Below are 24,122 nucleotides of genomic sequence, written 5' to 3'. Positions count from 1 at the left end.
CATGACGATCGAACTCGACAATCCCGATTCGGTGCGCCCGGCGCGCCGCACCTTTCTGAAGGCCGCGGGCGCCGCGGCCGCCGTCAGCCTGACGATCGGCTTCGAATGGGCCGGCCTCGGCCGCCGCGCGCTCGCCGCGACGGCGCCCGCCGCCGACTTCGCGCCGAACGCATTCCTGCGCATCACGCCCGACGGCAAGGTCACCGTGATCGCCAAGCACGTCGAAATGGGCCAGGGCGCGTACACCGGCATCGCGACGATCGTCGCCGAGGAGCTCGACGCCGACTGGTCGAGCGTGCGCGTCGAAAGCGCGCCGGCCGATGCGAAGCGCTATGCGAATCTCGCGTTCGGCACGATGCAGGGCACGGGCGGCAGCTCGGCCATGTCGAACTCGTGGCAGCAGTTGCGCGAAGCGGGCGGCAAGGCGCGCGCGATGCTCGTGTCGGCCGCGGCGGCCCGCTGGAAGGTGCCGGCCGGCGAGCTGACCACCGCCAACGGCGTCGTCACGCATGCGAAGAGCGGCAAGACGGCCGCGTACGGCACGCTGGTCGCCGATGCATCGAAACTGCCGGTGCCCGACAAGGTCACGCTGAAGCAGCCGGCCGACTTCAAGCTGATCGGCCATCGCATTCCGCGCGTCGACGGGTCGGCCAAATCGAACGGCACCGCGCAATTCACGCTCGACACCACCTTCCCCGGCATGCGCGTCGCGCTGCTGCAGCGCCCGCCGCGCTTCGGCGCGACGGTCAGGTCGTTCGACGCGACGGCCGCGAAGGCCGTGCCGGGCGTGGTTTCGGTCGTGCAGGTGCCTAGCGGCGTCGCGGTTGTCGCGACCGGCTTCTGGGCCGCGAAACAGGGCCGCGACGCGCTGAAGGTCGAATGGGACGAAGCGAACGCCGAGAAGCGCGGCTCGGACGAGATCATGCGCGAATACCGGCAGCTCGCCGCCAAGCCCGGCGCGTCGGCGCGCAAGGACGGCGATGCCGACGCGGCGATCGCAGGCGCCGCGCGCAAGATCAGCGCGACCTACGAGTTCCCGTATCTCGCCCATGCGCCGATGGAGCCACTCGATGCGGTCGTCAAGCTGACGGCGAACAGCTGCGAAATCTGGGCCGGCGACCAGTTCCAGACGGTCGACCAGGGCAATGCCGCCAAGGTCGCGGGCCTGAAGCCCGAGCAGGTGCGGATCCACACGCTGTACGCGGGCGGCAGCTTCGGCCGGCGCGCGAACGCGTGGTCGGACTATGTGGTCGAGGCCGTATCGATCGCGAAGGCGCTCGGCGCGGACGGCAAGCCGGTCAAGCTGCAGTGGACGCGCGAGGACGACATCCAGGGCGGCTTCTATCGCCCGATGTACTTTCACAAGCTCGATGCAGGGCTGACGAAGGACGGCAAGCTGGTGGGCTGGCGCCACCGCATCGTCGGCCAGTCGATCCTCGCCGGCACGCCGTTCGAGGCGTTCATGGTGAAGAACGGGATCGACGCGACGTCGGTCGAGGGCGCGGCGAACCTGCCGTACGCGGTGCCGAACGTGTCGGTCGAGCTCACCACCACCAAGGTCGGCGTGCCCGTGTTGTGGTGGCGCGTGGTCGGCAGCTCGCACACCGCGTATGCGGTGGAGGCGTTCGTCGACGAAGCCGCGCACGCGGCGGGCAAGGATCCGTACCTGTTCCGCCGCGACCTGCTCGCGAAGGAGCCGCGGATGCGCGCCGTGCTCGAGCTGGCCGCGCAGAAGGCCGGCTGGGATCCGGCGAAACCGCTGCCGAAGGGCCGCGGGCGCGGGATCGCGGTGGCCGAGGCGTTCAAGAGCTATGTCGCGCAGGTGGCCGAGGTGTCGGTGGACGCCGACGGCAAGGTGAAGGTCGAGCGCGTGGTGTGCGCGGTCGACTGCGGGATCGCGATCAACCCGGATATCGTCGCCGCGCAGATGGAAGGCGGCATCGGCTTCGGGCTCGGCGCGGCGCTGCACAGCGCGATCACGCTGAAGGACGGCCACGTCGAGCAGCGCAATTTCGACGGCTACCACGTGCTGCGGATGGCGGAGATGCCGAAGGTCGAGGTGCATATCGTGCCGTCGGCGGAGGCGCCGACCGGCGTCGGCGAGCCGGGTGTCGCGCCGATCGGGCCGGCGGTCGCCAACGCGATCTTCGCGGCGACCGGCAAGCGGCATTACGTGCTGCCGTTCGATTCGGGCGATAGCGCGAAGGCTTGACGGGGGGTGAGAAAAACCGGCCGTGCGACGGGAACGTCGCGCGGCCGGTTTTTTTATGCCGCGCTGCCGCCCGCAGCCCGCCGCCCGCGACGCGATCGCCCCGGATCGCTCATTCCTGTTCGACTTCCGGCCAAAGCTTCGGGAACAGAAAGCGAAGTGCCGCAAGCGGCAACCCGAAGGAAAGCTCGCCGCGGTGCGAAGGAGAAGTCAGCAGCCCGAAATCGATCAGCGATCGAACGATGCGGCGCGCCAGCACGTCACTTACCCCGAGCATCTGCGAGAATTCCGCACGCGTAACGGCTCGGCGCAGTGCGACGAACTCCATGGCCAGCGCCGCGGCCTCCGGCTTGATAACCGATTTTTCCGAACGGATGGTCCAGGGATTGAATTCCAGGTAGCGCAGCAGATCGAGCATACGCGCCGTCACACCTTCGAATTCGGTCATACGGACCATGAATCCGACCTGATCCTCGCAGCAGTCCAGAAAGAACCGCGCGAACTTGACGAGGGCTTCCTGAGACAGATTGCCTCGCCCGTCCAGATCGTTGCGCCGCGTCTGATCGGCTTCGCTTAGCCTCGCGTAATACTGCTCATGCTCGCGCGCCAATCCGCGAAGTGGCGACCACAGCCCATGGGTGAGATCAGCGGCGCGTAATGCAAGATGCGAATGCAGACGTGCTACCCGGCCATTACCATCCATAAACGGGTGCACCCACGCCAGACGATGATGCGAGCACGCGATCCCGATCACCTGATATTCCTTCGCGCGAATGCGGGCATAACGTGCCGCCCAGGCCTGCAGCAACGGTTCGATCATCTCCGGCTCCGGCGCCAGATGGCGTCCGACCGTCACATCCGATCGCCGAAGCTCGCCCGGAACAATGATTTGCCCGTCCTCGGTGAGTCGTTCATCCGCAGGCAAACAGGAAAAGAACCGCTCGTGGATCACCCGGATCCGCGCGGATTCGAACAGCCCGGCGACCGGAAGGGCGGCCCATTCTTCCTCGAGCGCCGCTTCCGTGGCGATATGTGCGACCGCGAAGCGCTGCTTCTTGCGCTCCACACTGTCGGACGAATAATCCCGATGAAGCGCGGCCTCGATATTGGCCGGAGTCGTATGCTGGCCTTCGATCTTGTTCGTGTAGTACGAATTCATCGCGCGCAACTGGGGAGCGAGCGCGCGGGCCAATGGCGTATCCCTCACGGTAAGCAAGCGCTGCGACGAATCAACGAGCTGCCCGGCTTGATCAAGCAGCGGATCGAGGACACGGTCCTCGGGAAACAGCGGTTCGAAGGTGGCAACGGTCGTCATGCTTCGCCGTAGGGTTCCATGTAGGGTTGAATGTAGGGTTGAATGTAGGGTTGAATGTAGGGTTTGATGTCGCCAATTATAGCGACTTATATGCATGATTTATATAAGATTTCTCGATCATTGAGTTGGGTTGAATGTAGGGTTCCGTGTCGCGTTTATTTTGCCCCCCACTTGGGCAGCGCCACACTGCACTCCGGCGACCTCGCCATCGGCTCATCCCCACGTTACGCCGCCCGTAACGCCCGTAACGTTCCCGCGCGATGCTACGTAACAATCCTTCAATATTGGCCGGGCCCTTCTCGACCCCGCCACGCGTCCCGCGTTAAAAATTCTTTTAGATTCAACGCCGGCGGGCCGCCCGCTCCGCTCCCACCGTCCGTCGCTGCCCCACATGCCCTCCCTGGCCCGGAAGTTGCGGTACATGACCCGCAAACACTCCTTTACGGACATGCGAGGGCCACCATGGATTGCAAATACCTGTACATCGACAACATAAAAATCAACTTCGTGCGCCGCACGATCGAAATCGACAACAAAATCGTCGACGTCACGCCGCGCGAATTCGATGTCGTCGAATTCCTGCTCGACAACATGAACAAGATCGTGCCGCGGCAGGCGATCCAGGAAGCGGTCTGGGGCCGCGAGCTCGGCGTGTCGTCGCGCACGCTCGACACCCATATCTCGCGCATCCGTTCGAAGCTGCAGCTCGATCACGACAAGAACCTGCGGATCATCCCGATCTATGCGGTCGGCTATCGGCTGGTGCTGTTCGGCGCGGCCATGACGCACGTCGAGCGCCACGACGCGGCGCCGATCCTGCGCGCCGCGCCGCAGTCGGCGCTGGCCGCCGACTACGCGTAACGCATAGCGGCTCACCCGCGCGCCGCCATCGCGCGGCGCGCCGGCAAGGTTTCTCTTCCTTGCGCGCCGCGCGTGCAGCATGCAGCGCCTCGCGGCCCGGCACGCGCGCCTCCTCGCCGTAAAACAAAACGAAACGCCACTACCGCCGCCCCCGGGGGCGGCGGCCGCATTTGCGCGGGCGACGCCGCGCACGGCCACGCCGCCGCGCAACACGCTTCGTAGCTCACCGCCGCCCGCGCGCCCACCGCACACGTACGACTACGGATTCCGGCACGGCACACGCCCGGCGCCGTCCCTACAATCGACGCAGCAGCCGCGCGCCCCGGCGCCGCCGGCCACAACAACCTGTCGAACCAACGCCGAATCCGCCCTGATCCCGCCGTGCCTGCGCTGTCCCTGACGAATGCCGACGCCGGCGACGCCGCGAACCGGGCTCCGCCCGCCGCCGCCACCCCGGCCGCCGCCGCGGTCGCGCTCGACGCGTCGCCCTATCTGCCGCGCCTGTCCGCCGCCGCTGCGCGCGGGCTGTCGCATGCGTACGGCACGACGGCCGCGGTTCCGGTCATGCTCGGCGAACACGCGTACGAGGTGCGCTGGCGCGTCGACGCCGAACCTGCCGCCGACGCGCATGCGTACCGCTTCGTCATCGGCCCGGCCGCCGGCACGCTGTGGATCGATCCGCTCGCGGAAAACGAGTGGCTCGGCGACGCAGCCGACCCGGCCGTGCCGGCCGTGATCCGCGCGGCGCTGCTCGCCGATCTCGCCGCGCCGCTCGCCGCCGCGCTGCAGGCCGCGACGCGGCAGCGCGTGGAATTGCTGCCGCCGCCCGAGAGCGTGCCCGCATGGCGCACCGCGCCGGCCGCACTGCGCTTCGAGCTGCGGCGCGCCGACGGCGCGTGGCGCTGCCATGGCGCGCTGCTGTTCGATGCGCCGGACGCGCTCGCGGTGTTCTTCGCGACGCCCGCGGCCACGCGAGCCGATACGCGCGCCGCGTATGCGGGCCTGCCGGTGCCGCTGGTGTTCGAGATCGGCCGGACCGAGCTGACGATGGCCGAGCTGGCCGACGTCGTCGGCGGCGACATCATCGCGATCGAGCACTGGCGCGCGCACGAGCAGAACCTGCTGTGCGTCGCACGGGTGCCGGCCGCGCCGGCGTGGGAAATCACCGGACGGCCGTCGGGCAACCGGCTGACCGTCGAACGAATCAGGGAGATGCCTTTGGAACCGACCCGCACCGATACCCCGACCGCGACCACGCACGACGCATCGGCCGACGATGCGCCGCGCTCGCTCGACAGCCTCGCGGTCGACCTCCGTTTCGAGTTGCCGCCCACGTCGATCCCGCTCGGCGAGCTCGGCACGCTGCAGCCCGGCGCGGTGATCGAACTGCAGCAAGGGATCAACCAGAGCGTGATCCATCTCGTCGCGAACGGGATGCTGATCGGCACCGGCCAGCTGATCGCGGTCGGCCAGAAGCTCGGCGTGCGCGTCGTCACGCTGACGCAGCCCGCGCCGCGCGAGCGCTGAACGATGGGCAACCTGCCGAATCCGGTCGCGCTGATCGCGGTGATCGCCGCGCTCGGCATCGCGCCGTTCGCGGCGCTGATGGTGACGAGCTATACGAAGCTCGTGGTCGTGCTCGGCCTGCTGCGCTCCGCGCTCGGCATCCAGCAGGTGCCGCCGAACCTCGTACTGAACGGCATCGCGCTGATCCTGTCGCTGTTCATCATGGCGCCGGTCGGGATGTCGATCCGCGACGCGCTGCAGTCTCGCCACTTCGATGCCTCCGGACAACTGTCGACTTCCGATATCGGCGTACTCGCCGATGCCGCGCTGCCGCCGATCAAGGATTTCCTGGTGTCGCATACGCGGCAGCGCGACCGCGAATTCTTCGTGCGCACCGCGACGTCGGTCTGGCCGAAGAATCGCGCGGACGGCATCAAGGACGACGACCTGCTCGTGCTGGTGCCGAGCTTCACGCTCGCCGAGCTGACCAAGGCGTTCCAGATCGGCTTCGTGATCTATATCGTGTTCATCGTCGTCGACCTGCTGGTCGCGAACATCCTGCTCGCGCTCGGGATGCAGATGATCTCGCCGACGACGATCTCGGTGCCGTTCAAGCTGCTGCTGTTCGTCGCGCTCGACGGCTGGTCGCTGCTCGTGCACGGGCTCGTGCTGTCGTACCGCGTGGCGGGGGCGGGATGAACGCGCGCGGCCCGCGCTCCGCCGTTGCGAGCCTGTGCGCGCTGGTCACGACGCTCGCACTGGCGCTCGTATGGTTGGGCCTGCAGCCGCGCAGCGCGCACGCGGCCGGCAGCGCCGCGGGCTTCGCGCAGCTCGCGCGCGCCTGCGCGCCGAATATCGACCCCGACACGCTCGCCGCGCTGGTGCGCACCGAATCCGGTTTCAATCCGTATGCGATCGGCGTGGTCGGCGGCCATCTGACGCGCCAGCCCGTGTCGCTCGACGAAGCGCGCGCGACCGTGAGCGAGCTGGCCGCGCGCGGCTTCAGCTACAGCGTCGGCCTTGCGCAGGTGAACGAGCGCAATTTCGCGAAATACGGCCTCGACGACACGACGATGTTCGAGCCATGCCGCAACCTGCGGGCGGGCGGCGCGATCCTGACCGAATGCTTCGCGCGTTCGTCGAACACCGGCCGCCCCGCGCAGGCCGCGTTGCGCGCGGCGCTGTCGTGCTACTACAGCGGCAACTTCACGACCGGTTTCTCGAGCGGCTATGTGAGCCGGGTCGTCGCGAGCGCGCAGCGCAACGCACGCGAAGGCGGCGTCGAGCCGATTCCGGTGGTGCGCGACGTGCCGCCGCCGGCGCGGCAGCGACGCATGGATGCAGCCGCCACCACGCCGCCCGAACATGCGCGCCGGCTCGCGTCGCCCGCGGCATCGGCCGACGCGCCGTCGTGCCATGCACGACCGGTCGTGATGATGTGCCGCGGGTTATCGGCAAGCCAGGCGAAGCGGCTGTGCGTGCGGTGTCTCGATCAGTGAGCGGCGACACGACACAGGCGTGACCCCGGCGTGACACGCAGGACATGACGCGGCACGCCGCGTCATCGCGCATCATGCGGCGCGCTGGGCCTCCAGCCACGCCTGAAACATCAGCACCGTCCACAGCTGGTGCTGCCAGTTCATCCGGCCCGACTGATGCTGCCGCCACAGCCGCTCGACCGCTGCCGCATCGAAGAAGCCCTCGTCGCGCAGCCGCGACGGCTGCAGCAGCGCGTCCGCCCAGTCGCGCAATGCGCCGCGCAGCCAGTGATCGACGGGCGCGCAGAAGCCCTGCTTCGGCCGGTCGATCAGCGACGACGGCACGTACTGGTCCAGCAGCCGGCGCAGCAGCGCCTTCGACTGCCCTTCCGGCAAACGCACCGACGCGGGCACGCGCCACGCGAATTCGACGACGTGATGATCGAGGAACGGCATGCGCGTCTCGAGGCTCACGGCCATCGCGGCGCGGTCGACCTTCGCGAGGATGTCGGTCGGCAGGTACGTGAGCGTGTCGATCGCCATCGCCTGCTCGGCGAAGCTCAGATGCGCGGGCCACGCGGAAACGGTATCGAGCGGCGTCGGCGGCTCCTTCCCGGCGAGCGCGATGCGCTCCGGATGATGCACCGACGACATCAGCAGCCGGTACAGCCCGATCCGGCTCTCGGCCGTCATCACGTGGCCGAGCTTGTGCAGCCGGTCGCCGATGCGGGACGCCGATTCACGCGCTTCCACGCCGCTCCACGCGCCCTGCGCGACCGCCGCGAGCTGGTCCGCATGATCGGGGCGCAGCGCGTGCAGCGCGGCGGCGATCCGTGCGCGCACGGCCGCCGGCACGCGATGCAGCTTGCGCCACAGGCGCGGCGTCAGGAAGTAGCGCGTATAGCCGCCGAACAGCTCGTCGCCGCCGTCGCCGGACAGGCTCACCTTCACGTGCCGGCGCGTCAGCTCCGACACGAGGAAGGTCGGGATCTGCGACGCATCGGCGAACGGCTCGTCGTAGATCGTCGGCAGTTTCGGCACGACGCCGAGCGCATGGTCGGCCGTCACGTAGAGTTCGGTATGCCGCGTGCCGAGATGGCGCGCGACCGCCTTCGCATAGCCGGCCTCGTCGTAGCCGGCCTCGTGAAAGCCGATCGTGAACGTGTCGACGGGGTTCGTCGACTGCGCCTGCATCAGCGCGACGATCGCCGACGAATCGATGCCGCCGGACAGGAACGCGCCGAGCGGCACGTCGGCTTCCATCTGCCGCGCGACGGCCTGACGCAGGATCGCATCGAGTTGCCCGACGGCCTCGTCGGCGTTGCCCTCGAACGGCCGCTCGCGGCCCGCCTCGATCGCCTGCTCGAGCGTCCAGTACGCGCGCACGGGCGGTGTGTCGCGCGCATGCTCGAACTGGATGAAAGTGCCCGGCGGCAGCTTGCTGATGCCGCGATAGATCGTATGCGGCGCGGGCACGCTCGACTGGCGCAGGTACAGGCACAGCGCGTCGCGATCGATCGTGCCGTCGAAGCCCGGATAGCCGCGCAGCGCCTTCAACTCCGACGCGAACACCAGTGCGTCGCCGATCCGGCCGTAGTAGAGCGGCTTCTCGCCGATCCGGTCGCGCGCGAGCGTCAGCACCCGCGACGCGCGATTCCACAGCGCGAACGCGAACATGCCGGTCGCGCGCCGCAGCGTCGCCTCGACGCCCCACGCGACGATCGCCGCGATCAGCACCTCGCTGTCGGAGTGGCCGCGCCACGCCGGTGCGCGACCCGCGCGCTCGAGCTCCGCGCGCAACTCGCGATGGTTGTAGATTTCGCCGTTGAAGACCATGACGTAGCGGCCGCACGCGGATGCCATCGGCTGCCGGCCATGGACCGACAGATCGACGATCGCCAGCCGGCGGTGGCCGAGCGCGATCCCGGCTTCCGGGTCGACCCAGAGGCCCTGCCCGTCCGGCCCGCGATGCGCAAGGCTCGTCGTCATTCGCGCGAGTGTCCCGCGCGCTGTCTCCTCATCGAAGGCGACGCTATTCAAAAAGCCGTCGATTCCGCACATTTGATTTGTCTACCCCTGTTGACCTGTCCCGTCAGCGGCGGCGCGACTTCGCGGCCCGCCGTCCCACTGACGGTCGAGCCATATTACGAAGAAATAAATCAGCAATAATTCATGGGTGAACGTCAGACGAACCAGGAAAAAAAACGGCGTCAAGTGCCGCGGGCGCGGCCGGCAGGCTGAGAAGTAGGACCACATCGCAGCGAAACGCGCAGGCCGGCGTTCCGGCCCCCGATACACGACCCGCGTCAGGCAGCGCCCGTCGCCCACTTCAGCAACTGCGCGACCTCGCGGAAATGCTGCTGCTGGATCGTGCCCTTTTCAGGAGTGCTGTCGTATAGCGCGTGCGCGAGGCCGGCGTTCGCGAGCGTCGGGCGCAACGCGTCGCGCGCGAGCCGCACGATCCGTTCGGCCGCCTCGCCCTCGCCGCGCGCAAGCACCCACGGCAGCGTGCCGATCCCGCCGTAGTAGAGCGCGACCGCGACGCTCGACGAATAGACGACCACCGACGCGAAGCCGATCCGGTCCTGCAGCGACGAGAACTGCGCTTCGCGCGCGAGCTGCCTGCGCTTCGCCTCGATATGCGGATCGCCTTCGTCTTCCTTGTGCTCGCGGCGCACTTCCTCGATCGACATCTTCATCTTTTGATTGAATTCGTGCCGCTGGTGCACGATGTCGATCAGCGCCATCACGATATAGATCAGCGCGGCCCAGCCGAACAGCAGCATCAGCAGCTTCACGATCAGCGCGAGAATCGACATCGGCCGCGTGAAGCCGGACTGCACCGACGGGTCGAGCGACTCGACGATCAGCCAGCCGAGCGTCGCGGCCAGCAGCACGGTCTTCAGCAGCATCTTCGCGAGGTTCACGAGGTTGCGCATCGACCACATGTTCTTCAGCCCCTCGGCCGGATTGAGCCGCGACAGCTGCGGCACGAGCCGGCTCCACGCCATCACGCCGCCCACCTGCACGAAGCCCGCGAGCAACCCAGCCAGCAAACCGGCCGCGACGATCTGCGCGGACAGCATCGCCCAGTCGCGCGCGGCGCCGTCGATCAGCGCCGCGAGCCGCGCGGACGGGTCGGCCGCGCCGGCCGCGTCGAACACGAGCCGGAACAGCGCCTGCAGCCGCGCGAACAGCGTGCCGAGCCCCACCGCGAGCGCGACGCACACGCCGACGAAGAATGCCGACGAGATCGTCTCCGCGCTCTTCGGCACATCACCTTTCTGGCGCGCGTCGCGCAGGCGCTTCGCGGTCGGCTTCTGGTCCTTTTCGGCCATGGTCGCTCCGGCTCCGGCGGGCCGTCACGCGCCGCCGTGCACGGCGAACAGCGCGCGCAGCAGCGCCATCAGCCCGCTGTCGGGGCTCAGCAGCGCATGCAGCGACGCATACACCACCGGCAGGAACAGCACCATCATCAGCACCGCGAGCGCGCTCTTCACCGGCTGCGCGAACACGAAGATGTTCAGCTGCGGCACCGCGCGCCCGACCAGGCCGATGCCGAGCTCGACGAGCACCAGCACGATGATCACCGGCGCGGCGAGCTTCACCATCCATTCGAAGATCGTGTCCGTCTGCCGCACGACGAAGGTCTCCAGCATCGACGAGAAGTCCGGGCCGAGCGAGCCGATCGGCCACCACGCATACGACTGCGCGAACAGCTGCACGAGCACCTGCAGGCCGCCCGCCGTGACGAACAGCGCGATCGCGACGAAATTGAGGAATCCGGACGTTGGGCCGCCTTCGTGGCCACCCATCGGATCGAAGAACGCGGCGCTGCCGCTGCCGGTCTGGAAATCGATCAGGTAGCCGACGCCCTGGATCGCGAACAGCACCGCGCTGAACGCGCCCGCGAGCAGCATGCCGACCACCGCCTCCTTCGCGACGAGCAGGCACCACATCAGGAACGGCAGCGCGGCGACCTGGGCCGGGTCGATCACCGGCGCGACGAACGCGGCGATCACGACCGCGATCCCGTTGCGCACGAGGCCCGTGATGATCTGCTCGTTGAACACCGGCACGACGAACATGATCGGCAGCAGGCGCGGCATCACGTAGAGGAGCGGGCGCAGCGTGCCGGCGATGTCGTTGAAGTTCGCCGCGTGGTCTAGCATCGGCGCTCCGCGGCCGTGGGGGCGGTGTCGTCGGCGGGGGCGGCAGAGTCGGCCGAATCGACCGAATCGGCCGCATCGTTTGCGTCTGCCTCCGCATCCGCTGGTCGCGACCTCATCTGCGCATCGAACGCAGCGGTCATGTCCGGCTGCCCCGCTGCGTGGCCTTCCGCGTCGCCCGCCCACACGCCGGCCGTCGCGAAGCGCCGCACCGCGTGCGCATCCGCGACTTCGTCGGCGTCGCGCTCGACCCGCGCCGCGCGGGCCTGCAGCGCCTTCTCGCCGGCCTTGTCGAGCTTGTCCTCGGCGGCCTTCGCCTTGCGCGCGGCGCGCTGCAGGTCGGCGAGCGTCGCCTCGTGATCGCGATGCACGTGGGTGGCCTCGCTGACCGACGCGTTCGCGACGCCGATATGACGATCGAACGTGCGCGTGTCGGCCGCCGCGTTCTGCAGCGCGCGCGCCTCGCGCACGTCGTCGGCGAGCCGGGTCTGGATCGCGGCCTTCGCGGCGACCTGCTGCGCGAGCTGCGCGTGCGCGGCGTCGAGCGCGCGACGGCTCTGCGCGGCGATGCCCTGCTGGCGCGCGGCCGCGACGCGCGCGATCTGGCTGCGCATCTCGCGCACGCGCTTCAGGCGTGCGAGTGTCGCGAGCACGAGGCGGTCGTCGGCTTCAGACATGGTCGTTCGCGAGTTTCGTCAGTTTCGCGAGCAGCGCGTCGAAGCGCACGTCCTCGTGCGAGCCCTGCGCGCAGAACGCACCGATCGCATCGCGCGCGCGCAGCGCGAGATCGCCGAGCCGGTCGCTGCCCTCGCGATACTCGCCGATCTGCACGAGCAGCTCGATTTCCTGATATTTCGCGATCAGCTCGCGCACGCGCGCGGCCGACTGCTGATGCGCGCGGCTCGCGACGAGCGGCATCACGCGCGACAGGCTCGCGAGCACGTCGATCGCCGGATAGCGGTTCGCGAGCGCGATCTTGCGCGACAGCACGATGTGGCCGTCGAGGATCGAGCGCACTTCCTCGGCGATCGGATCGGATTCCTCATCGCCTTCGACGAGCACCGTATACAGCGCTGTGATCGATCCCGTCGCGCCCTGCCCCGCGCGTTCGAGCAGGCGCGGCAGCACCGCGAACGTCGACGGCGGAAAGCTGCGCCGTGTCGGCGGCTCGCCGCTCGCGAGGCCGACCTCGCGCTGCGCGCGCGCGAAGCGCGTGAGCGAGTCGACCAGCAGCAGCACGCGCTTGCCCGCATCGCGGAAATGCTCGGCGATCGCGGTCGCGACCAGCGCGGATTTCACGCGCTCCATCGCCGGACGATCCGACGTCGACACGACGACGATCGAGCGCGCGCGCACTTCCGGCGACAGGCTGTGCTCGATGAACTCGCGCACTTCGCGGCCGCGTTCGCCGACCAGCGCGATCACGTTCACGTCGGCCTGCGCGCCGCGCGCGATCATCCCGAGCAGCGTGCTCTTGCCGACACCCGACGGCGCGAAGATGCCGACGCGCTGGCCGATGCCGAGCGTCATCAGGCCGTCGATCACGCGCACGCCGGTCGGAAACGGCGTATCGATCATCTTGCGCGCGAGCGGATTGGGCGGGTCCTGCTGCGTCGAGACCCACGCGGCGCCCGTCACCGGCCCGCGATCGTCGAGCGGCCGGCCGAGCCCGTCGAGCACGCGGCCGAACAGCGCCTCGCCGACCGGGAACACATGCTCGCGCCCCGACGGCACGACGGTCGTCTCCGGCGACAGGCCGGCCACGTCGCCGAGCGGCGTGAGCAAGGTGGTCTGCCGCGAGAAACCGACCACTTCGGCGAGCAGCGTCGGCTGGTTCGGCGTGCGCAGCTCGCAGATTTCGCCGAGCCGCGCGCGGATGCCGGTCGCGTTGAGGATCTGTCCGACCGCATGATTGACGCGGCCCTGCACCGACACCGGCGAGAAGAACGCGAGCCCCGCATCGAGGTCGCCGACGAGGCGGCCGCGATCGAACGGCGCGGCATCGTCGTCGCTATCGCCACCGAACGGCTGCGGATCGTCGAGCGGCGCATTCATCGCGTCGTGCCCTTCAGCGCGTCGCGGCGGATCGCCTGGCGCAGCGCGTCGATCTGCAGGTCGAGGCTCGCGTCGATGCGTCCGGACGGCGTCTCGACCGTGCACGCGTGACGTTCGAGCTGCGCGTCCTCGACGATGCGGATCCGTTGCCGGTTCGACTGGCCGGCGAACGCGCGCTCGAGCGCGTCGCGCATCTCGTCCTGCCGGCCGGGCGCGACCCTCACGATCAGGAACGCTTCGTCGCGCACGAGCGGCGCGATCCGCGCGAGCGCGGCCTCGTACAGCTTCTGCGTGGGCATCTCGCCGACGATCGCGCGCACGGCCTTCACGACGATATCGGCCATCGAATCCTTCATCGACTCCATCGTGCGCGCGGCGGCCAGCGCCTGCGTATAGGTCTGCGCCGCATGCTCGCGCTGCGCGCGGCGCATGCCTTCGTCGTAGCCGGCCGCCTGGCGCTTGTCGAATTCGCGCTGCGCGTCGGCGACGATGCGCGCGGCCTCGTCGCGCGCGGTCGCGATCACCGCGGACGCATCGAGCAGCGCCGCGTATTCGCGCTCCTTGAGCACCTTGCGCTCCGACAGCAGCTGCAGGTTGTCGCTCGTGATCAGAAAAGCCAGTCCCATGACGCAAGCCTCTCGGGAATCAGAAACAGGAACAGCAATTCGCCGAACTGGTCGCGCTGCGCGCGGTTCAGCCAGTACGGCGCCTCGTCATCGATCGCGCGGTTGAATTTCAGGCGCACGCGCCGCGCGACCGCGTCGCCCGTCACGCCGATGAAATCCGCGAGCAATCGGCCGCCGCGTGCACGGATCACGACCGGCAGCGCGGCCGGATCGGCACGCCACGGTTCGAGCGTTTCCGCGAGCGCGCCGAATTCCGGCGCGCGCTCGAGCGCGAGCTCCAGCGCATCGCCGCCGAGCTTCGCCGCGACCTCCGCACGGATGCGGCGCACGGTCAGCGCATCGCGCAGCCAGCCGCGATGCAGCAGCAGGCCCGCATACGACGCGAGCTGCTCGAGCGCCGCACCGGGCAGCAGCGCGAGCCGCGCGCACGGATTGGCGACGTCGAAGTCGTGGTGCGCGGCCACGCCGTTCGCGTCGAGCAGGTGGCGGGCCAGCAGTTTGCGGCCGGCCGGGCCGAACGCGTCGGGCGAGCGATAGCGTGCAGGCCACTCGGCCGGCACGCGCGTCACGTGCAGATAGCGGTCGGGCCGCAGGTTGAATTCGCAGACGAGCGCGTGAAACGCCGCGCGCCGCCCGGCAGGCGGCGGCGCGATCGGGTGCAGCCACGGCGACGACGCGGCGTCGGGCGTGACGCCCGGCGGCAACGCCTGAGGCTCGCTCATGCGCCGTCGCGCGCGCCATCCGGCGTGCGCAGGCTGCCGCCGCCCGACTGCGCGGCTCCGCCGCCGGCCCCGTTCGCGCCGCGCGGCGTGCCGACCAGCCCGGCCAGCCGGGCGCCGAACATTCCGCGCCGCGCGGCCGACAGCGCGATCACCGCGCAGGTCAGCAGGATCAGCGCGAACACCAGCCAGCCCAGCGGCGAGCGCAGCCGCAGGATGTCCGACACCGCGCTGCCGATGCCGTCCACGCGCGTCGTGCGCGCGGCGGCCGGCTGCAGGAACAGCGATACGTTGTCGTACTGCAGCCCCTCGATGCTGTGCGCGACGAGATCCTTGACCATCGGCGCCATCGCGCGCAGGTCCACGCCCGGCCGGTAGCGGATGTACACGGCCGCCGACGACGGCTTGATCTTGTCCGCGAGCGGATCGTTCTCCGGAATCACGACCTGCACGCGTGCGACCACCACGCCCTCGATGTCCTGCAACGTGCGCGACAGATCCTGCGACACACCATACAGATAGCGCACGCGCTCCTCGGCCGGCGTCGAGACGAGCCCCTGCTTCTGGAACAGCTCGCCGAGGCTCGCATAGCTAGGCTTCGGCAGCCCGTTCGCCTGCAGCACGGTCAGCGCCGACTGCATGTCGCCGTCGGCGACGCTCACGAGCCACGCGTTGCGATCCGACGTGTCACGCGCGTCGTTGTCCTTCGACGCGCTGATGCCCGCGTCGCCGAGCACGGCGACCATCTGGTTCGCGTCGCGCTCCGACAGGCCGGAGTAAAGCTCCTTCTGGCAGCCGGCCAGCAGCGCGAGCAGCCCCGCGAGCAGCGCACGCGCCGCCCGGCTGCGCCACGCATGCATGCGCGGCGTCGAATCGATCGTCGTCATCGTTTGTCCACTTCAGGGCGCGCGGCCCGTTTCAGGCACACGCACCGCAGGGTCGTCCCATGCCTCGCGCCCGGCCCGTCCGGCGGCCGGCGCAAGCCCGTCATGAGCAGGAACGGATCCCGGTCACTCCTGCGTCTTCAGCACCGTGTGCGTGAAGCCGTTCGCCGCCTGCGCGACCGACAGGCTCAACTGGTATTCGGAAATCGTGGTAGTCGCCGTCCACTGGAAATCCATCGCCTGCACCATCGTCATCAGCGGATCGCTGCGGTTGTCCGCCATCGACGTCAGCATCTCGGTGCGATGCTTGTCGATGTTCGCGTACCGTGTGTCGAGATCGTTGCCGTACGTGCGCAACCGCTCGACGAGCGACGAATGGTTCGCCTGCGCGGGCGTCGCGGGCGTCATCTGCACCGCCGGCGCCGCATCGGCCGACACGCGCGACATCGCGACGCCCGATGCCGACGGCGACGCCGCGGCCGCACCCGGCTGCATCAACGCATCGAACTGGCGCACCTGCGCCGGATCGGACGCCGTGCCCGCCTGCTGCACGGCGCCCGCGAGCGCGGCCGCGCCCGGCGGCGCCGCGCCTACGCCTGTTACCGACATGATCGTGTCCTCCTTGACCGGCAGAGCCGGCAATAAGCCGGCCGGCACGCACACCCGCCCCACCGGGCGCCCGTCACGGGCGGCCCCGGCATGTGGCGTCGCGCGGCACGGCCGGCGACCGGCGTCATGCGCGGCCGGCGGAACTCAGGTGTTGCGCAACCTGGGCGTTCGCCGTCCCTTCCTGCGCGGTCACTGCGTTGCTGGTTTCGAACGTCGCGGTCGACTGCTGAACCTGGAAGTTGATCTTCGTCAGTTCGAGCTGCGTCTTGGTCAGGTCGTCCGCCTGTTGCTGGACTTGCTGCGTGTTGGTTGCACCACCCGTATTACCCGCTGCCGAGGCACCCATGATTCGCTCCTTTACGTGAAGAACATCACCTGCTTTCCGGCGCGGCCCCATGCCCCGCCGGCACCGTGACGCGCCGCTCGTGCGCGGCGTGTCGCGTCCTGCGCGCACCGCGCGAAACGCGATGCGCCTGTCATGTCCCGTCGCGGCGCTAGTGCGCCGCCCCCTTCGATGCGCCGGCGGCCGCGACGGACGCGCCTGCCGGCGCAGCCGGCAACAGCGTCGGCCCCGGCACCGGCTGCGCGACCCCGGCCGCCGCACCGCTCGCGAGCGGCGGCACGGGCGGCGCCGGCGCCTGCGCGGGCGCGCTCGCGGACGAACCGCCGAGCGGCATCGTGATGCGCTGGCCGTTGCGCTCGAACACCACTTCGTCCGGGCCGATCGACACGACCGTCGGCCCTTCCTTCAGCCGCGCGCCTTCGAAGTAGCGGCTGCCGTCGACGGTCTCGATATAACGCTGGTCGCCGTCGCCCGCGAACACGGTCGTGATCTCAGGAATCCCGGCGACACCGCCGAGCGTCGTCGCGGTGCGCGGCGCGGCGGCATCGGCGTCGCGCACGTGGTCGACCACCTCCAGCGCCGGGCGCGCGTCCTTCATGTAGTTGCGGATGCGCGGCTCGATCTGCGCGCGCTCGGCCGCCCCCGTCAATTCGATCCGGCCGCGGCCGAGATAGGTGACCGTCAGCGCCGTGTCGCTGAAATACGTCTGCGCGGTCGCGACGAGATCGCTCACCACATAGATGTTGCCGAGCGCCGCGTTGTCGACGCCCGCGACGATCTGCGCGACGCGCTCGCGCGCGGCTGCATCGCTCACGTAGCCCGACACGATCACGCCGTCGTCGCGCGGCGCGACGGCGAGTTCCGGATACGCATGCAGTTGCTGCTGCAGCCGGTGCGTGCGCGCGAGCACCGATTCGTGCTGCCACGGCAGGCGCCCCGACCACGCGACGAACCCATAGCCGAGCGCGCCGAGCAGCACGCCGATCCACAGCGCGACGAGCGCGATCACGAGCCGCCGGCTGCCGAGGCGGCGCAGGCCGCCGGTGAGCCAGCCGAGCCACGCGGCCTCGCGCGCGGCGTCCGGCGCGTCGGCCTCGTCGGGCACCGCGACACTGGCCTGCGCATGACGTGCGATACCAAGCTTGATGGAACCGACCGTCACGACGTCCTGCGGCGTCATCGAGCGGCGGCCCGCGCCGAGCGGCTCGTCGTTGAACAGCACCGGCGCGCCGCCGTCGCCGCCGTGGTTCTGCACGGTCACCGCGAGCGCGCCGACCTGCAGGCACACCTGTTTCGCGCCGATCTCGCGATCGGGCAGGATCACTTCGCAATCGGCCGCGGTGCCGACCCAGTTCGCGCCGCGCGCGAGCGACATCGTGCGGCCGTACATCGGCCCGCTGAGAAAGCACAGGTTCCACGGCGACGCGAGTGCGGACGCCCCGCCCGCCGCGCCGCCGGGCACCGTGCCGTCGCCGTGCGGCTCAATGATGGTCGTCGACATGGGTAGGCGCTCCTGCGGTCGTCGCCACGGGCCGCGACGCCGAATCCGACGGCGGCGGCGGCAGCGCGGGCGGGCCGAACTTCGTGCCGGGCAGCGGCGCGGGCGTCAGCGGCACCGCGATGTCGTTGTCCGGCGGGCGATACATCGACGCGCCGTTCGGATCGGCCGGCGCGCCCGTGCCCGGGTTCACCGGCGAGCCGTCCGGCGCGTACATCGACGCGGTCGTCACCACGCGCGGCGTCAGCAGATAGAACCGCTCCATGTGGTTGCCCGACTTGTCGGTGTACTTGAACAGGTTGCCGATCAGCGGAATGTCCGACAGCCACGGCACGCCGCTCTTGTTCAGCCGCACCTCGTCGTCGTTGAAGCCCGCGATCAGCAGGCTCTTGCCTTCGTCGATCATCGTCTTGGTGACGATGTTGCGCTGCTGGATCACCGGCACGTTCGACACCGCCTGCCCCGGCACGATGTTGCCGTCCTGGATGTCGATCGACATCATCACGCTCTGCGGATTGCCCGACACGGCCGCCGCATTGCGGATCGCCTCGTCGACGATCATCGGCGTCACCTTGATGCTGGTGCCGGTCGTCACGCTGTACAGCGACGAATCCTGGTAGCCCTGCACCTGCACGTAGAACTGCGTGAGGTTCTCGAGAATCGCCTCGGTGTTGTCGAGCGCGAGCACCTTCGGCTTCGAGCGCAGCTGCGCCTGCCCTTTCTGCGCGAGCGCGTTCACGCGCGTGAGCAGATAGTTGCGCAGCGAGCCGCCGATCGATGCGGTGAGCGCGATGCCGGTCGGCAGGAAGGCGCCGGTCTGCCCGGTTTCGGAGGTGCCGATGCCGAACGTCAGCGGCGGGTTGCCGGCGCCGTTGTACTGCGTGTTGCCGTTCAGCGGATTCTGGCCGTTGCCGATCTGCACGTCGCCATGCGTCGTGTGCAGCCGCCAGTCGATCCCGAGGCTGTCGAGCGAATCCTCGTTGATGTCGATGATCGTCACGTTGATCTCGACGATGCGCGGCCGCTCGTCGAGCTGGTTGATCAGCGACTGGTAGCGGTACATGTTCTCCGGCAGGTCGCGCACGATCACCGCGTTGATCGCCGGATCGGCGACGATCTGCGGCAGCGTGTCGCCGCCGCCGGCGTTCGAGAACGGCGAGAAGCCGCCGGCCGCGCTGTCGCCGCCGCCATAGCTGCCCTGGCGCGCGCCACCGGAAATGTCCGGGAAGTCGAGCCGCGGCACCGCGATCGTCAGCCCCGAGCCGAGCTTCACCTGGCGCGCGGCCTGCCCGAGCGGCGTGCTCGACGGCGGCTCGTTCGTGCCGCCGCCCTTGCCGAACAGCCGGCGCAGGATCGTCGCGACGCCCGGCACCGTCACTTCCTTGCCCGAGCGGTTGATCGTGAAATCGGACGCCCAGCCGTACCTGAGCCGGAACGCGCGGATGTCCGCATGCGCGCCGTTCGCCGACGGATCGCCGACCGAGCCGACCGCCTGGCGCACGAGCTCGACATAGCGGCGCGGGCCGGCCACGTACACGCTGTTCGCGCGATCGTTGATCACGAGCGTGTAGCGCTTGTCGGGGATCTGCATCGCCTGCAGCGAGCGGCCGATCTCGCCGGCCGCGTTCGGCGGGATCGGAATCATCTGCGTCTGCGACTGGTCGGCCGGATCGACGTACAGGAACGAGCCGTCGTAGTACCACGTGAGCCCGTAGGTCGAGCAGATCGTATCGAGCGTCTGCTGCGGCGTGCCCGAGAAGCGGCCGCTGATCACGCCGTCCACCTTCGGATCGACCACGGCCGTCACGCCCTGCGACGACGCGAGCTCGCGAATGAAGTCGCCGATCTTCTTGCCGTTCGCGACGATCGTGAACGGCTTGTTGCGCCAGCGCAGGTCGGCCGCGCGCGCCGGCTGCGCGATCGTCACGCACAGCGACGCCGTGAGCAGCGCGGTCGCGCACATGGCGAGCGCAACCCGTTGCAGGCGGCGCGGTTGAAACCGGATCTGGGCGACGCGTTGACGCATCAAAGCACTCCTGAGGAAGAAACGAACATGCGTTCAAGCGCCTGCTGCGCGAAGCGCAGCACCTCGCTGCCAAGCCAGCCCGACAGCAGCACCAGCGCGACCATCACGGCGATCAGCCGCACCGCGATGCCGATGTTGGCGTCCTGCACCTGCGTGACCGCCTGCAGGATCGCGACGACGAGACCGGTGACGGTCGCGATCAGCACGATCGGCAGCGACAGCAGCAGCACCAGCATCAGCGCCTGCCGCGTCAGGTCGAGGATCGTCGAGCTCGTCATTGCACGACTCCGGGCGCGCGCACGCCGGCGCCCGCGCCGAGCGTGCCGTCGTCGGGCGGGTTCTTCACCCAGCCGACCGTATGGAGCTGCACGTCTTCCTCGACCTCCTGGTACGACAGCACCGCGAGGTCGGGCAGCACCGGCTGCAGGATCGTCTTCACGTAGCGGCGCGCGCCGAGCGCGACCATCACCGCGAGCCGCGGCGCACCTTGCGGGTTGCCGTGGCCGCCGGCGCCGGCCGCCTGCGCGGCCTGCACGATCGCGCGCACCTGCTCGCCGATGTCCTGCTTGATCGCGCTCGACAGCGCGAGGAAATTGCCTTGCTTGGTGCGCATCACCGCGCTCTCGATCCGCTCCTGCAGGTTCTGCTCGAACAGCACGACGCGCAGCTGGCGCGCCGCGCCCGCATGGCGATCGGTGATCATCCGGCGCAGGTCGACGCGCACCAGCTCGACCAGCGCGATCACGTCGTCCGGCTCGTTCGGCGCCCATGTGATCAGGCTCTCGAAGATCACGCGCAGGTTGCGGATCGGCACCTGTTCGGCGAGCAGCCGGCGCAGCACCTCGGTCACGCGCTGCAGCGGCACGAGCCGCGTCAGTTCGCCGACCAGTTCGGGGTGCTCGCGGCGCACCAGGTGCACGAGCGCCTGCGTCTCCTGGATGCCGAGCAGCTCATCCGCGTGCTGGCGCACGACCTGCTCGACGTGCGCGGCGAGCGCGCCTTCGCTCGTCAGCCACTTGCCGTCCGGTGCCGGGCCGTCGGGCTTGATCCACAGCGCGGTCGCGAACGGGCCGAAGGCCTCGGCCGGCTGGCGCTCCGCGCGTTCGGGCAGCGGCGCGACGCCGTCCCACAGCAGCCAGCCGGGCTTCAGCGCGCCATGCGCGGCGAGCACGTCCTGCAAATAGATCCGGTAGGTGCCGGCCGGCGCACCCTCGTCGTCGTTCAGCGTGATGCGCGGAAACACCGTGCCGATATCCGCGTCGACGCGCGCCTTCGCGCTCGACAGCGCGGTCTGCAGCTGCGCGAGATTCAGCGTCGTGCGCAGGTCGTCCGACAGCGACACCGCGATCAGCGACGTGACGCCCGCCGCATGCGAGACCTTCGCGGGCTGGCCATCGTCGGTCGCGCCGATGCGTCCGGCGATATGAATCAGGTTGAAGCTCGGCGCGGTCGTCTTGCGCTTCAACTGCGTGACAGCGAACGCGCCGAGGCCGAGCGCGATCAGCGCGAACGACCATTTCGGGAAACCGGGTACGACGAGAAAGCCGGCGAGCACGAGCGCCGCGATCAGCAGCGCACGCGGATGCGCGCCGAGCTGCTCGCCCAATTGCTCGCCGAGCTGGCGCTGCCGCGTGTCGCGCGTCGCGACGCGCGTCGTCACGATGCCGGCCGCGATCGACACCAGCAGTGACGGAATCTGCGACGCCATCCCGTCGCCGACCGTCAGGATCGCGTAACGCTGCAGCGCCTCGCCGATATCCATGCCGTGCATCAGCGTGCCGACCGCGATCCCCGCGACGATGTTGATGAACGCGATCACGAGGCCGGCGATCGCGTCGCCCTTCACGAACTTCATCGCGCCGTCCATCGCGCCATGCATCTGCGATTCCTGCTCGAGCTTCTCGCGGCGCTCGCGCGCTTCGTCGGCGCTGATGATGCCCGCGCGCAGGTCCGCGTCGATGCTCATCTGCTTGCCCGGCATCGCGTCGAGCGAGAAGCGCGCGCCGACTTCGGCCACCCGTTCGGAGCCCTTCGCAATCACGATGAACTGCACGACGGCGATCACGAGGAACACCACGCCGCCCACCACCACGTTGTTGCCGACCACGAGCCGCCCGAACGCGTCGATCACGTCGCCCGCGTTCGCGTGCAGCAGGATCAGCTTGCACGACGCGATGTTCAGCGCGAGCCGGAACAGCGTGGTGAACAGCAGCAGCGCGGGAAACGACGAAAAGCTGACCGCCGACGGCACGTAGGTCGACACCGTCAGCAGCACGACGCTTGCCGCGAGGTTCAGCGAGATCATCCCGTCGAGCGCGGCCTGCGGCAGCGGCAAGATGAACAGCGCGACCACCGACACGATGAAGCCGGCGAGAAACAGGTCGGCGCGCGGCGACGCCCCGAGGCGCCGCCCGGACACGCTGCGGCCGGCGGAAAAGATCCGCTGCCAGTCGCGAGGGAGCGCCTTCGGTTCTGCCATCGTGCCGTCGTCCTGTCGTTGTTGCCGGCGGGCGCGGGCCGTCATGCCCCGCGTCGCTCGGACCGTTGAATGGGACGAGTGTAGCGACGGGAAACCGCGTGAAAAGGGACGCGCCTCGTAGCGTCGCGGCGGTTTTCCGGCGACGATCGGATCGGACTACGAAACCCGGTGGCGCATGCGTGCGCCCGTCGCCGGAACCGCTTCCATCGCGCGGCGGGCGCCGCGCGCACGGAAGGGGTCAGGACTCCAGACGGCGCGCGGCGAGGTACGCGAGCTGCGCGCGGTTCTGGACGTTGAAGAGCTTTTCGAGTGAACGGATATGGTGACCGACCTTATGCAGCGAGGTGCGCAACGCGCTAGCGATCTCCTGGTCGGACAGCCCGTGCACGAGGCGCTCGAGCACCTGCTGCTGCTCGTCGCCGAGCGCGAAGCCGCGCATGCGCGCGATGCGCGCCTCGAGAAACGGCAGCGCGATGCGATGCACGGCGAGACTCACCGACAGTGCGCCGCCGATCACGCGATCGTCGATCCATTCGGTGCCGTGGGCTTCCGACGTGACGTTCACCGCGACACGCAGGTCGAGGCGCGGCGCCGACAGGCTGAAGATCACGCCGCTGTTCATTGCGTGCGCACGCAAATGCCCGGCCAGCGCGAGCACCTTGCGATCGCCGCTGCCCTGCGCGGCCGACTCGATCTCGTCGAGCCGCCACGCGACCGGAAAGCCGCTCTGCCGCACCTCGGCGAAACGCGGGTCGCTCTCGTAGAGCATGCCGTCTATATACGGCTGCATGAACGTCGCGGGCGCGAGGTCGCGCAGCAGATGCGCGCACAGGATGCGCCGCCCGATCATCTCGTAGGCGCCGTAACCGAGCGTGCTGAAACCGATTTGCCGCAATCGCGCATGGCATTGGGCGAAGTCGACGAGACTCAGGTCGGATTTACCGGGCGCGATTTGAATGCCGGTAAAAACGTCGCGCTCGAATGCGTGAATTTCTTTCGAATAAGCGGCAGCGGCCGCGATATCGGCTTGCGAAAACCACTCGACGCGTGGCGCGTCGTCAGCATATGTCATGAGCAGCCCACCCCTTCCCAATATGTGAACGTGCCCCGTCACCACCTGGTCTTTTCTTTATGATTTTCTGGTTGTCTCTATACGGGTGCGGATATGAACCTTTCGTCCGCATTAGTATTACGGCATATTACGCGCACACAGGCATTTTTGTACAATGCCCCCGCGTTTCGTCTGGATGACGATCGGCGCATATCAAAAGATGCTCGATCGCACCGTCGCGAGCGCCGTGCACGACACGGCCGCCGCCACGCGATGCGCGTCGATTCCGAGGGA

Annotated in this window: 21 protein-coding genes; 5 read left to right on the top strand and 16 right to left on the bottom strand. The window is 69.1% G+C overall.

Annotation, left to right across the window (positions count from 1 at the left end; genetic code table 11):
* The first annotated feature begins 1 nt into the window (after position 1).
* On the top strand, positions 2-2,212 hold the full coding sequence (locus ABIC50_RS18290; protein ID WP_354165969.1) for a xanthine dehydrogenase family protein molybdopterin-binding subunit: 2,211 nt from the start codon (positions 2-4) through the stop codon (positions 2,210-2,212).
* Positions 2,213-2,321: 109 nt separating this feature from the next.
* On the opposite strand, the gene ABIC50_RS18285 is transcribed toward ABIC50_RS18290, so the two are convergent.
* The gene (locus tag ABIC50_RS18285; RefSeq protein WP_354165967.1) at positions 2,322-3,524 is read right to left on the bottom strand and encodes a Fic family protein; all 1,203 of its coding nucleotides are present in this window, start codon (positions 3,522-3,524) and stop codon (positions 2,322-2,324) included.
* 462 nt (positions 3,525-3,986) lie between these two features.
* Here ABIC50_RS18285 and ABIC50_RS18280 point away from each other — a divergent pair, with 462 nt between their 5' ends.
* The 4 genes from ABIC50_RS18280 to ABIC50_RS18265 all read left to right on the top strand — a co-directional run bounded on the left by ABIC50_RS18280 (position 3,987) and on the right by ABIC50_RS18265 (position 7,390).
* Complete coding sequence (locus ABIC50_RS18280; protein WP_006754334.1) at positions 3,987-4,385, top strand: winged helix-turn-helix domain-containing protein; 399 nt, start codon at positions 3,987-3,989, stop codon at positions 4,383-4,385.
* A 381-nt stretch (positions 4,386-4,766) separates the two neighbouring features.
* Positions 4,767-5,912 carry a type III secretion system cytoplasmic ring protein SctQ gene (gene sctQ / locus ABIC50_RS18275; RefSeq protein ID WP_354165965.1) on the top strand — a complete coding sequence of 382 codons (1,146 nt, stop codon included), beginning with the start codon at positions 4,767-4,769 and terminating at the stop codon, positions 5,910-5,912.
* A gap of 3 nt (positions 5,913-5,915) precedes the next feature.
* Entirely contained in the window at positions 5,916-6,590 is a 675-nt protein-coding gene (gene sctR, locus ABIC50_RS18270; protein ID WP_006755970.1) for a type III secretion system export apparatus subunit SctR, read from the top strand.
* Positions 6,587-7,390 (top strand): lytic transglycosylase domain-containing protein, encoded by an 804-nt coding sequence (locus ABIC50_RS18265; RefSeq protein WP_354165962.1) that lies wholly within the window; start codon positions 6,587-6,589, stop codon positions 7,388-7,390. The genes sctR and ABIC50_RS18265 overlap by 4 nt, the downstream gene beginning before the upstream one ends.
* Positions 7,391-7,462: 72 nt before the next feature.
* On the opposite strand, the gene asnB is transcribed toward ABIC50_RS18265, so the two are convergent.
* The 15 genes from asnB to ABIC50_RS18190 all read right to left on the bottom strand — a co-directional run bounded on the left by asnB (position 7,463) and on the right by ABIC50_RS18190 (position 23,849).
* Positions 7,463-9,430, bottom strand: a complete 1,968-nt coding sequence (gene asnB / locus ABIC50_RS18260) for an asparagine synthase (glutamine-hydrolyzing) (protein ID WP_175674387.1) — start codon at positions 9,428-9,430, stop codon at positions 7,463-7,465.
* 245 nt (positions 9,431-9,675) lie between these two features.
* Complete coding sequence (locus ABIC50_RS18255) at positions 9,676-10,707, bottom strand: EscU/YscU/HrcU family type III secretion system export apparatus switch protein (RefSeq protein ID WP_126225725.1); 1,032 nt, start codon at positions 10,705-10,707, stop codon at positions 9,676-9,678.
* A gap of 24 nt (positions 10,708-10,731) precedes the next feature.
* Complete coding sequence (gene sctT / locus ABIC50_RS18250; protein WP_354165960.1) at positions 10,732-11,541, bottom strand: type III secretion system export apparatus subunit SctT; 810 nt, start codon at positions 11,539-11,541, stop codon at positions 10,732-10,734.
* Positions 11,535-12,215: a hypothetical protein gene (locus ABIC50_RS18245; RefSeq protein ID WP_354165958.1), complete on the bottom strand. Its 681-nt coding sequence runs from the start codon at positions 12,213-12,215 to the stop codon at positions 11,535-11,537. The genes sctT and ABIC50_RS18245 overlap by 7 nt, the downstream gene beginning before the upstream one ends.
* Complete coding sequence (sctN, locus tag ABIC50_RS18240) at positions 12,208-13,593, bottom strand: type III secretion system ATPase SctN (RefSeq protein WP_105830409.1); 1,386 nt, start codon at positions 13,591-13,593, stop codon at positions 12,208-12,210. Before sctN ends, ABIC50_RS18245 begins: the two co-directional genes overlap by 8 nt.
* Positions 13,590-14,219 (bottom strand): type III secretion system stator protein SctL, encoded by a 630-nt coding sequence (gene sctL, locus ABIC50_RS18235; protein ID WP_012366489.1) that lies wholly within the window; start codon positions 14,217-14,219, stop codon positions 13,590-13,592. Before sctL ends, sctN begins: the two co-directional genes overlap by 4 nt.
* Positions 14,201-14,941, bottom strand: coding sequence for a SctK family type III secretion system sorting platform protein (locus tag ABIC50_RS18230; RefSeq protein ID WP_354165955.1), 741 nt, complete (start codon positions 14,939-14,941; stop codon positions 14,201-14,203). The genes sctL and ABIC50_RS18230 overlap by 19 nt, the downstream gene beginning before the upstream one ends.
* Positions 14,938-15,825 carry a type III secretion system inner membrane ring lipoprotein SctJ gene (sctJ, locus tag ABIC50_RS18225; protein WP_041491499.1) on the bottom strand — a complete coding sequence of 296 codons (888 nt, stop codon included), beginning with the start codon at positions 15,823-15,825 and terminating at the stop codon, positions 14,938-14,940. The genes ABIC50_RS18230 and sctJ overlap by 4 nt, the downstream gene beginning before the upstream one ends.
* Before the next feature lie 123 nt (positions 15,826-15,948).
* On the bottom strand, positions 15,949-16,431 hold the full coding sequence (locus ABIC50_RS18220; protein WP_126225730.1) for a hypothetical protein: 483 nt from the start codon (positions 16,429-16,431) through the stop codon (positions 15,949-15,951).
* Positions 16,432-16,555: 124 nt separating this feature from the next.
* Positions 16,556-16,777 carry a hypothetical protein gene (locus ABIC50_RS18215; protein ID WP_041491501.1) on the bottom strand — a complete coding sequence of 74 codons (222 nt, stop codon included), beginning with the start codon at positions 16,775-16,777 and terminating at the stop codon, positions 16,556-16,558.
* Positions 16,778-16,925: 148 nt separating this feature from the next.
* The gene (gene sctD / locus ABIC50_RS18210; RefSeq protein WP_354165953.1) at positions 16,926-18,275 is read right to left on the bottom strand and encodes a type III secretion system inner membrane ring subunit SctD; all 1,350 of its coding nucleotides are present in this window, start codon (positions 18,273-18,275) and stop codon (positions 16,926-16,928) included.
* Positions 18,256-20,298 (bottom strand): type III secretion system outer membrane ring subunit SctC, encoded by a 2,043-nt coding sequence (gene sctC, locus ABIC50_RS18205; protein WP_354165951.1) that lies wholly within the window; start codon positions 20,296-20,298, stop codon positions 18,256-18,258. The genes sctD and sctC overlap by 20 nt, the downstream gene beginning before the upstream one ends.
* On the bottom strand, positions 20,298-20,576 hold the full coding sequence (sctS, locus tag ABIC50_RS18200) for a type III secretion system export apparatus subunit SctS (RefSeq protein ID WP_011659215.1): 279 nt from the start codon (positions 20,574-20,576) through the stop codon (positions 20,298-20,300). The genes sctC and sctS overlap by 1 nt, the downstream gene beginning before the upstream one ends.
* Positions 20,573-22,777, bottom strand: coding sequence for a type III secretion system export apparatus subunit SctV (gene sctV, locus ABIC50_RS18195; protein WP_354165949.1), 2,205 nt, complete (start codon positions 22,775-22,777; stop codon positions 20,573-20,575). The genes sctS and sctV overlap by 4 nt, the downstream gene beginning before the upstream one ends.
* Positions 22,778-23,015: 238 nt before the next feature.
* Complete coding sequence (locus ABIC50_RS18190) at positions 23,016-23,849, bottom strand: helix-turn-helix transcriptional regulator (RefSeq protein WP_011659217.1); 834 nt, start codon at positions 23,847-23,849, stop codon at positions 23,016-23,018.
* Positions 23,850-24,122 lie beyond the last annotated feature (273 nt).

It is taken from the genome of Burkholderia sp. 567, assembly GCF_040545115.1.
Taxonomy (GTDB): Bacteria; Pseudomonadota; Gammaproteobacteria; order Burkholderiales; family Burkholderiaceae; genus Burkholderia; species Burkholderia ambifaria.
This window is presented reverse-complemented; position numbering and strand designations above follow the sequence as displayed.

Bases quoted from the DNA above. Each gene is read 5' to 3' on its own strand.
- ABIC50_RS18265 (WP_354165962.1), top strand. From the start codon at position 6,587: ATGAACGCGCGCGGCCCGCGCTCCGCCGTTGCGAGCCTGTGCGCGCTG.
- ABIC50_RS18245 (WP_354165958.1), bottom strand. From the start codon at position 12,215: ATGTCTGAAGCCGACGACCGCCTCGTGCTCGCGACACTCGCACGCCTG.
- sctC (WP_354165951.1), bottom strand. From the start codon at position 20,298: ATGCGTCAACGCGTCGCCCAGATCCGGTTTCAACCGCGCCGCCTGCAA.
- ABIC50_RS18220 (WP_126225730.1), bottom strand. From the start codon at position 16,431: ATGTCGGTAACAGGCGTAGGCGCGGCGCCGCCGGGCGCGGCCGCGCTC.
- ABIC50_RS18285 (WP_354165967.1), bottom strand. From the start codon at position 3,524: ATGACGACCGTTGCCACCTTCGAACCGCTGTTTCCCGAGGACCGTGTC.
- sctR (WP_006755970.1), top strand. From the start codon at position 5,916: ATGGGCAACCTGCCGAATCCGGTCGCGCTGATCGCGGTGATCGCCGCG.
- sctS (WP_011659215.1), bottom strand. From the start codon at position 20,576: ATGACGAGCTCGACGATCCTCGACCTGACGCGGCAGGCGCTGATGCTG.
- ABIC50_RS18280 (WP_006754334.1), top strand. From the start codon at position 3,987: ATGGATTGCAAATACCTGTACATCGACAACATAAAAATCAACTTCGTG.
- sctL (WP_012366489.1), bottom strand. From the start codon at position 14,219: ATGGGACTGGCTTTTCTGATCACGAGCGACAACCTGCAGCTGCTGTCG.
- sctD (WP_354165953.1), bottom strand. From the start codon at position 18,275: ATGTCGACGACCATCATTGAGCCGCACGGCGACGGCACGGTGCCCGGC.
- sctV (WP_354165949.1), bottom strand. From the start codon at position 22,777: ATGGCAGAACCGAAGGCGCTCCCTCGCGACTGGCAGCGGATCTTTTCC.
- ABIC50_RS18255 (WP_126225725.1), bottom strand. From the start codon at position 10,707: ATGGCCGAAAAGGACCAGAAGCCGACCGCGAAGCGCCTGCGCGACGCG.
- ABIC50_RS18290 (WP_354165969.1), top strand. From the start codon at position 2: ATGACGATCGAACTCGACAATCCCGATTCGGTGCGCCCGGCGCGCCGC.
- asnB (WP_175674387.1), bottom strand. From the start codon at position 9,430: ATGTGCGGAATCGACGGCTTTTTGAATAGCGTCGCCTTCGATGAGGAG.
- sctT (WP_354165960.1), bottom strand. From the start codon at position 11,541: ATGCTAGACCACGCGGCGAACTTCAACGACATCGCCGGCACGCTGCGC.
- ABIC50_RS18215 (WP_041491501.1), bottom strand. From the start codon at position 16,777: ATGGGTGCCTCGGCAGCGGGTAATACGGGTGGTGCAACCAACACGCAG.
- ABIC50_RS18190 (WP_011659217.1), bottom strand. From the start codon at position 23,849: ATGACATATGCTGACGACGCGCCACGCGTCGAGTGGTTTTCGCAAGCC.
- sctJ (WP_041491499.1), bottom strand. From the start codon at position 15,825: ATGACGACGATCGATTCGACGCCGCGCATGCATGCGTGGCGCAGCCGG.
- sctN (WP_105830409.1), bottom strand. From the start codon at position 13,593: ATGAATGCGCCGCTCGACGATCCGCAGCCGTTCGGTGGCGATAGCGAC.
- ABIC50_RS18230 (WP_354165955.1), bottom strand. From the start codon at position 14,941: ATGAGCGAGCCTCAGGCGTTGCCGCCGGGCGTCACGCCCGACGCCGCG.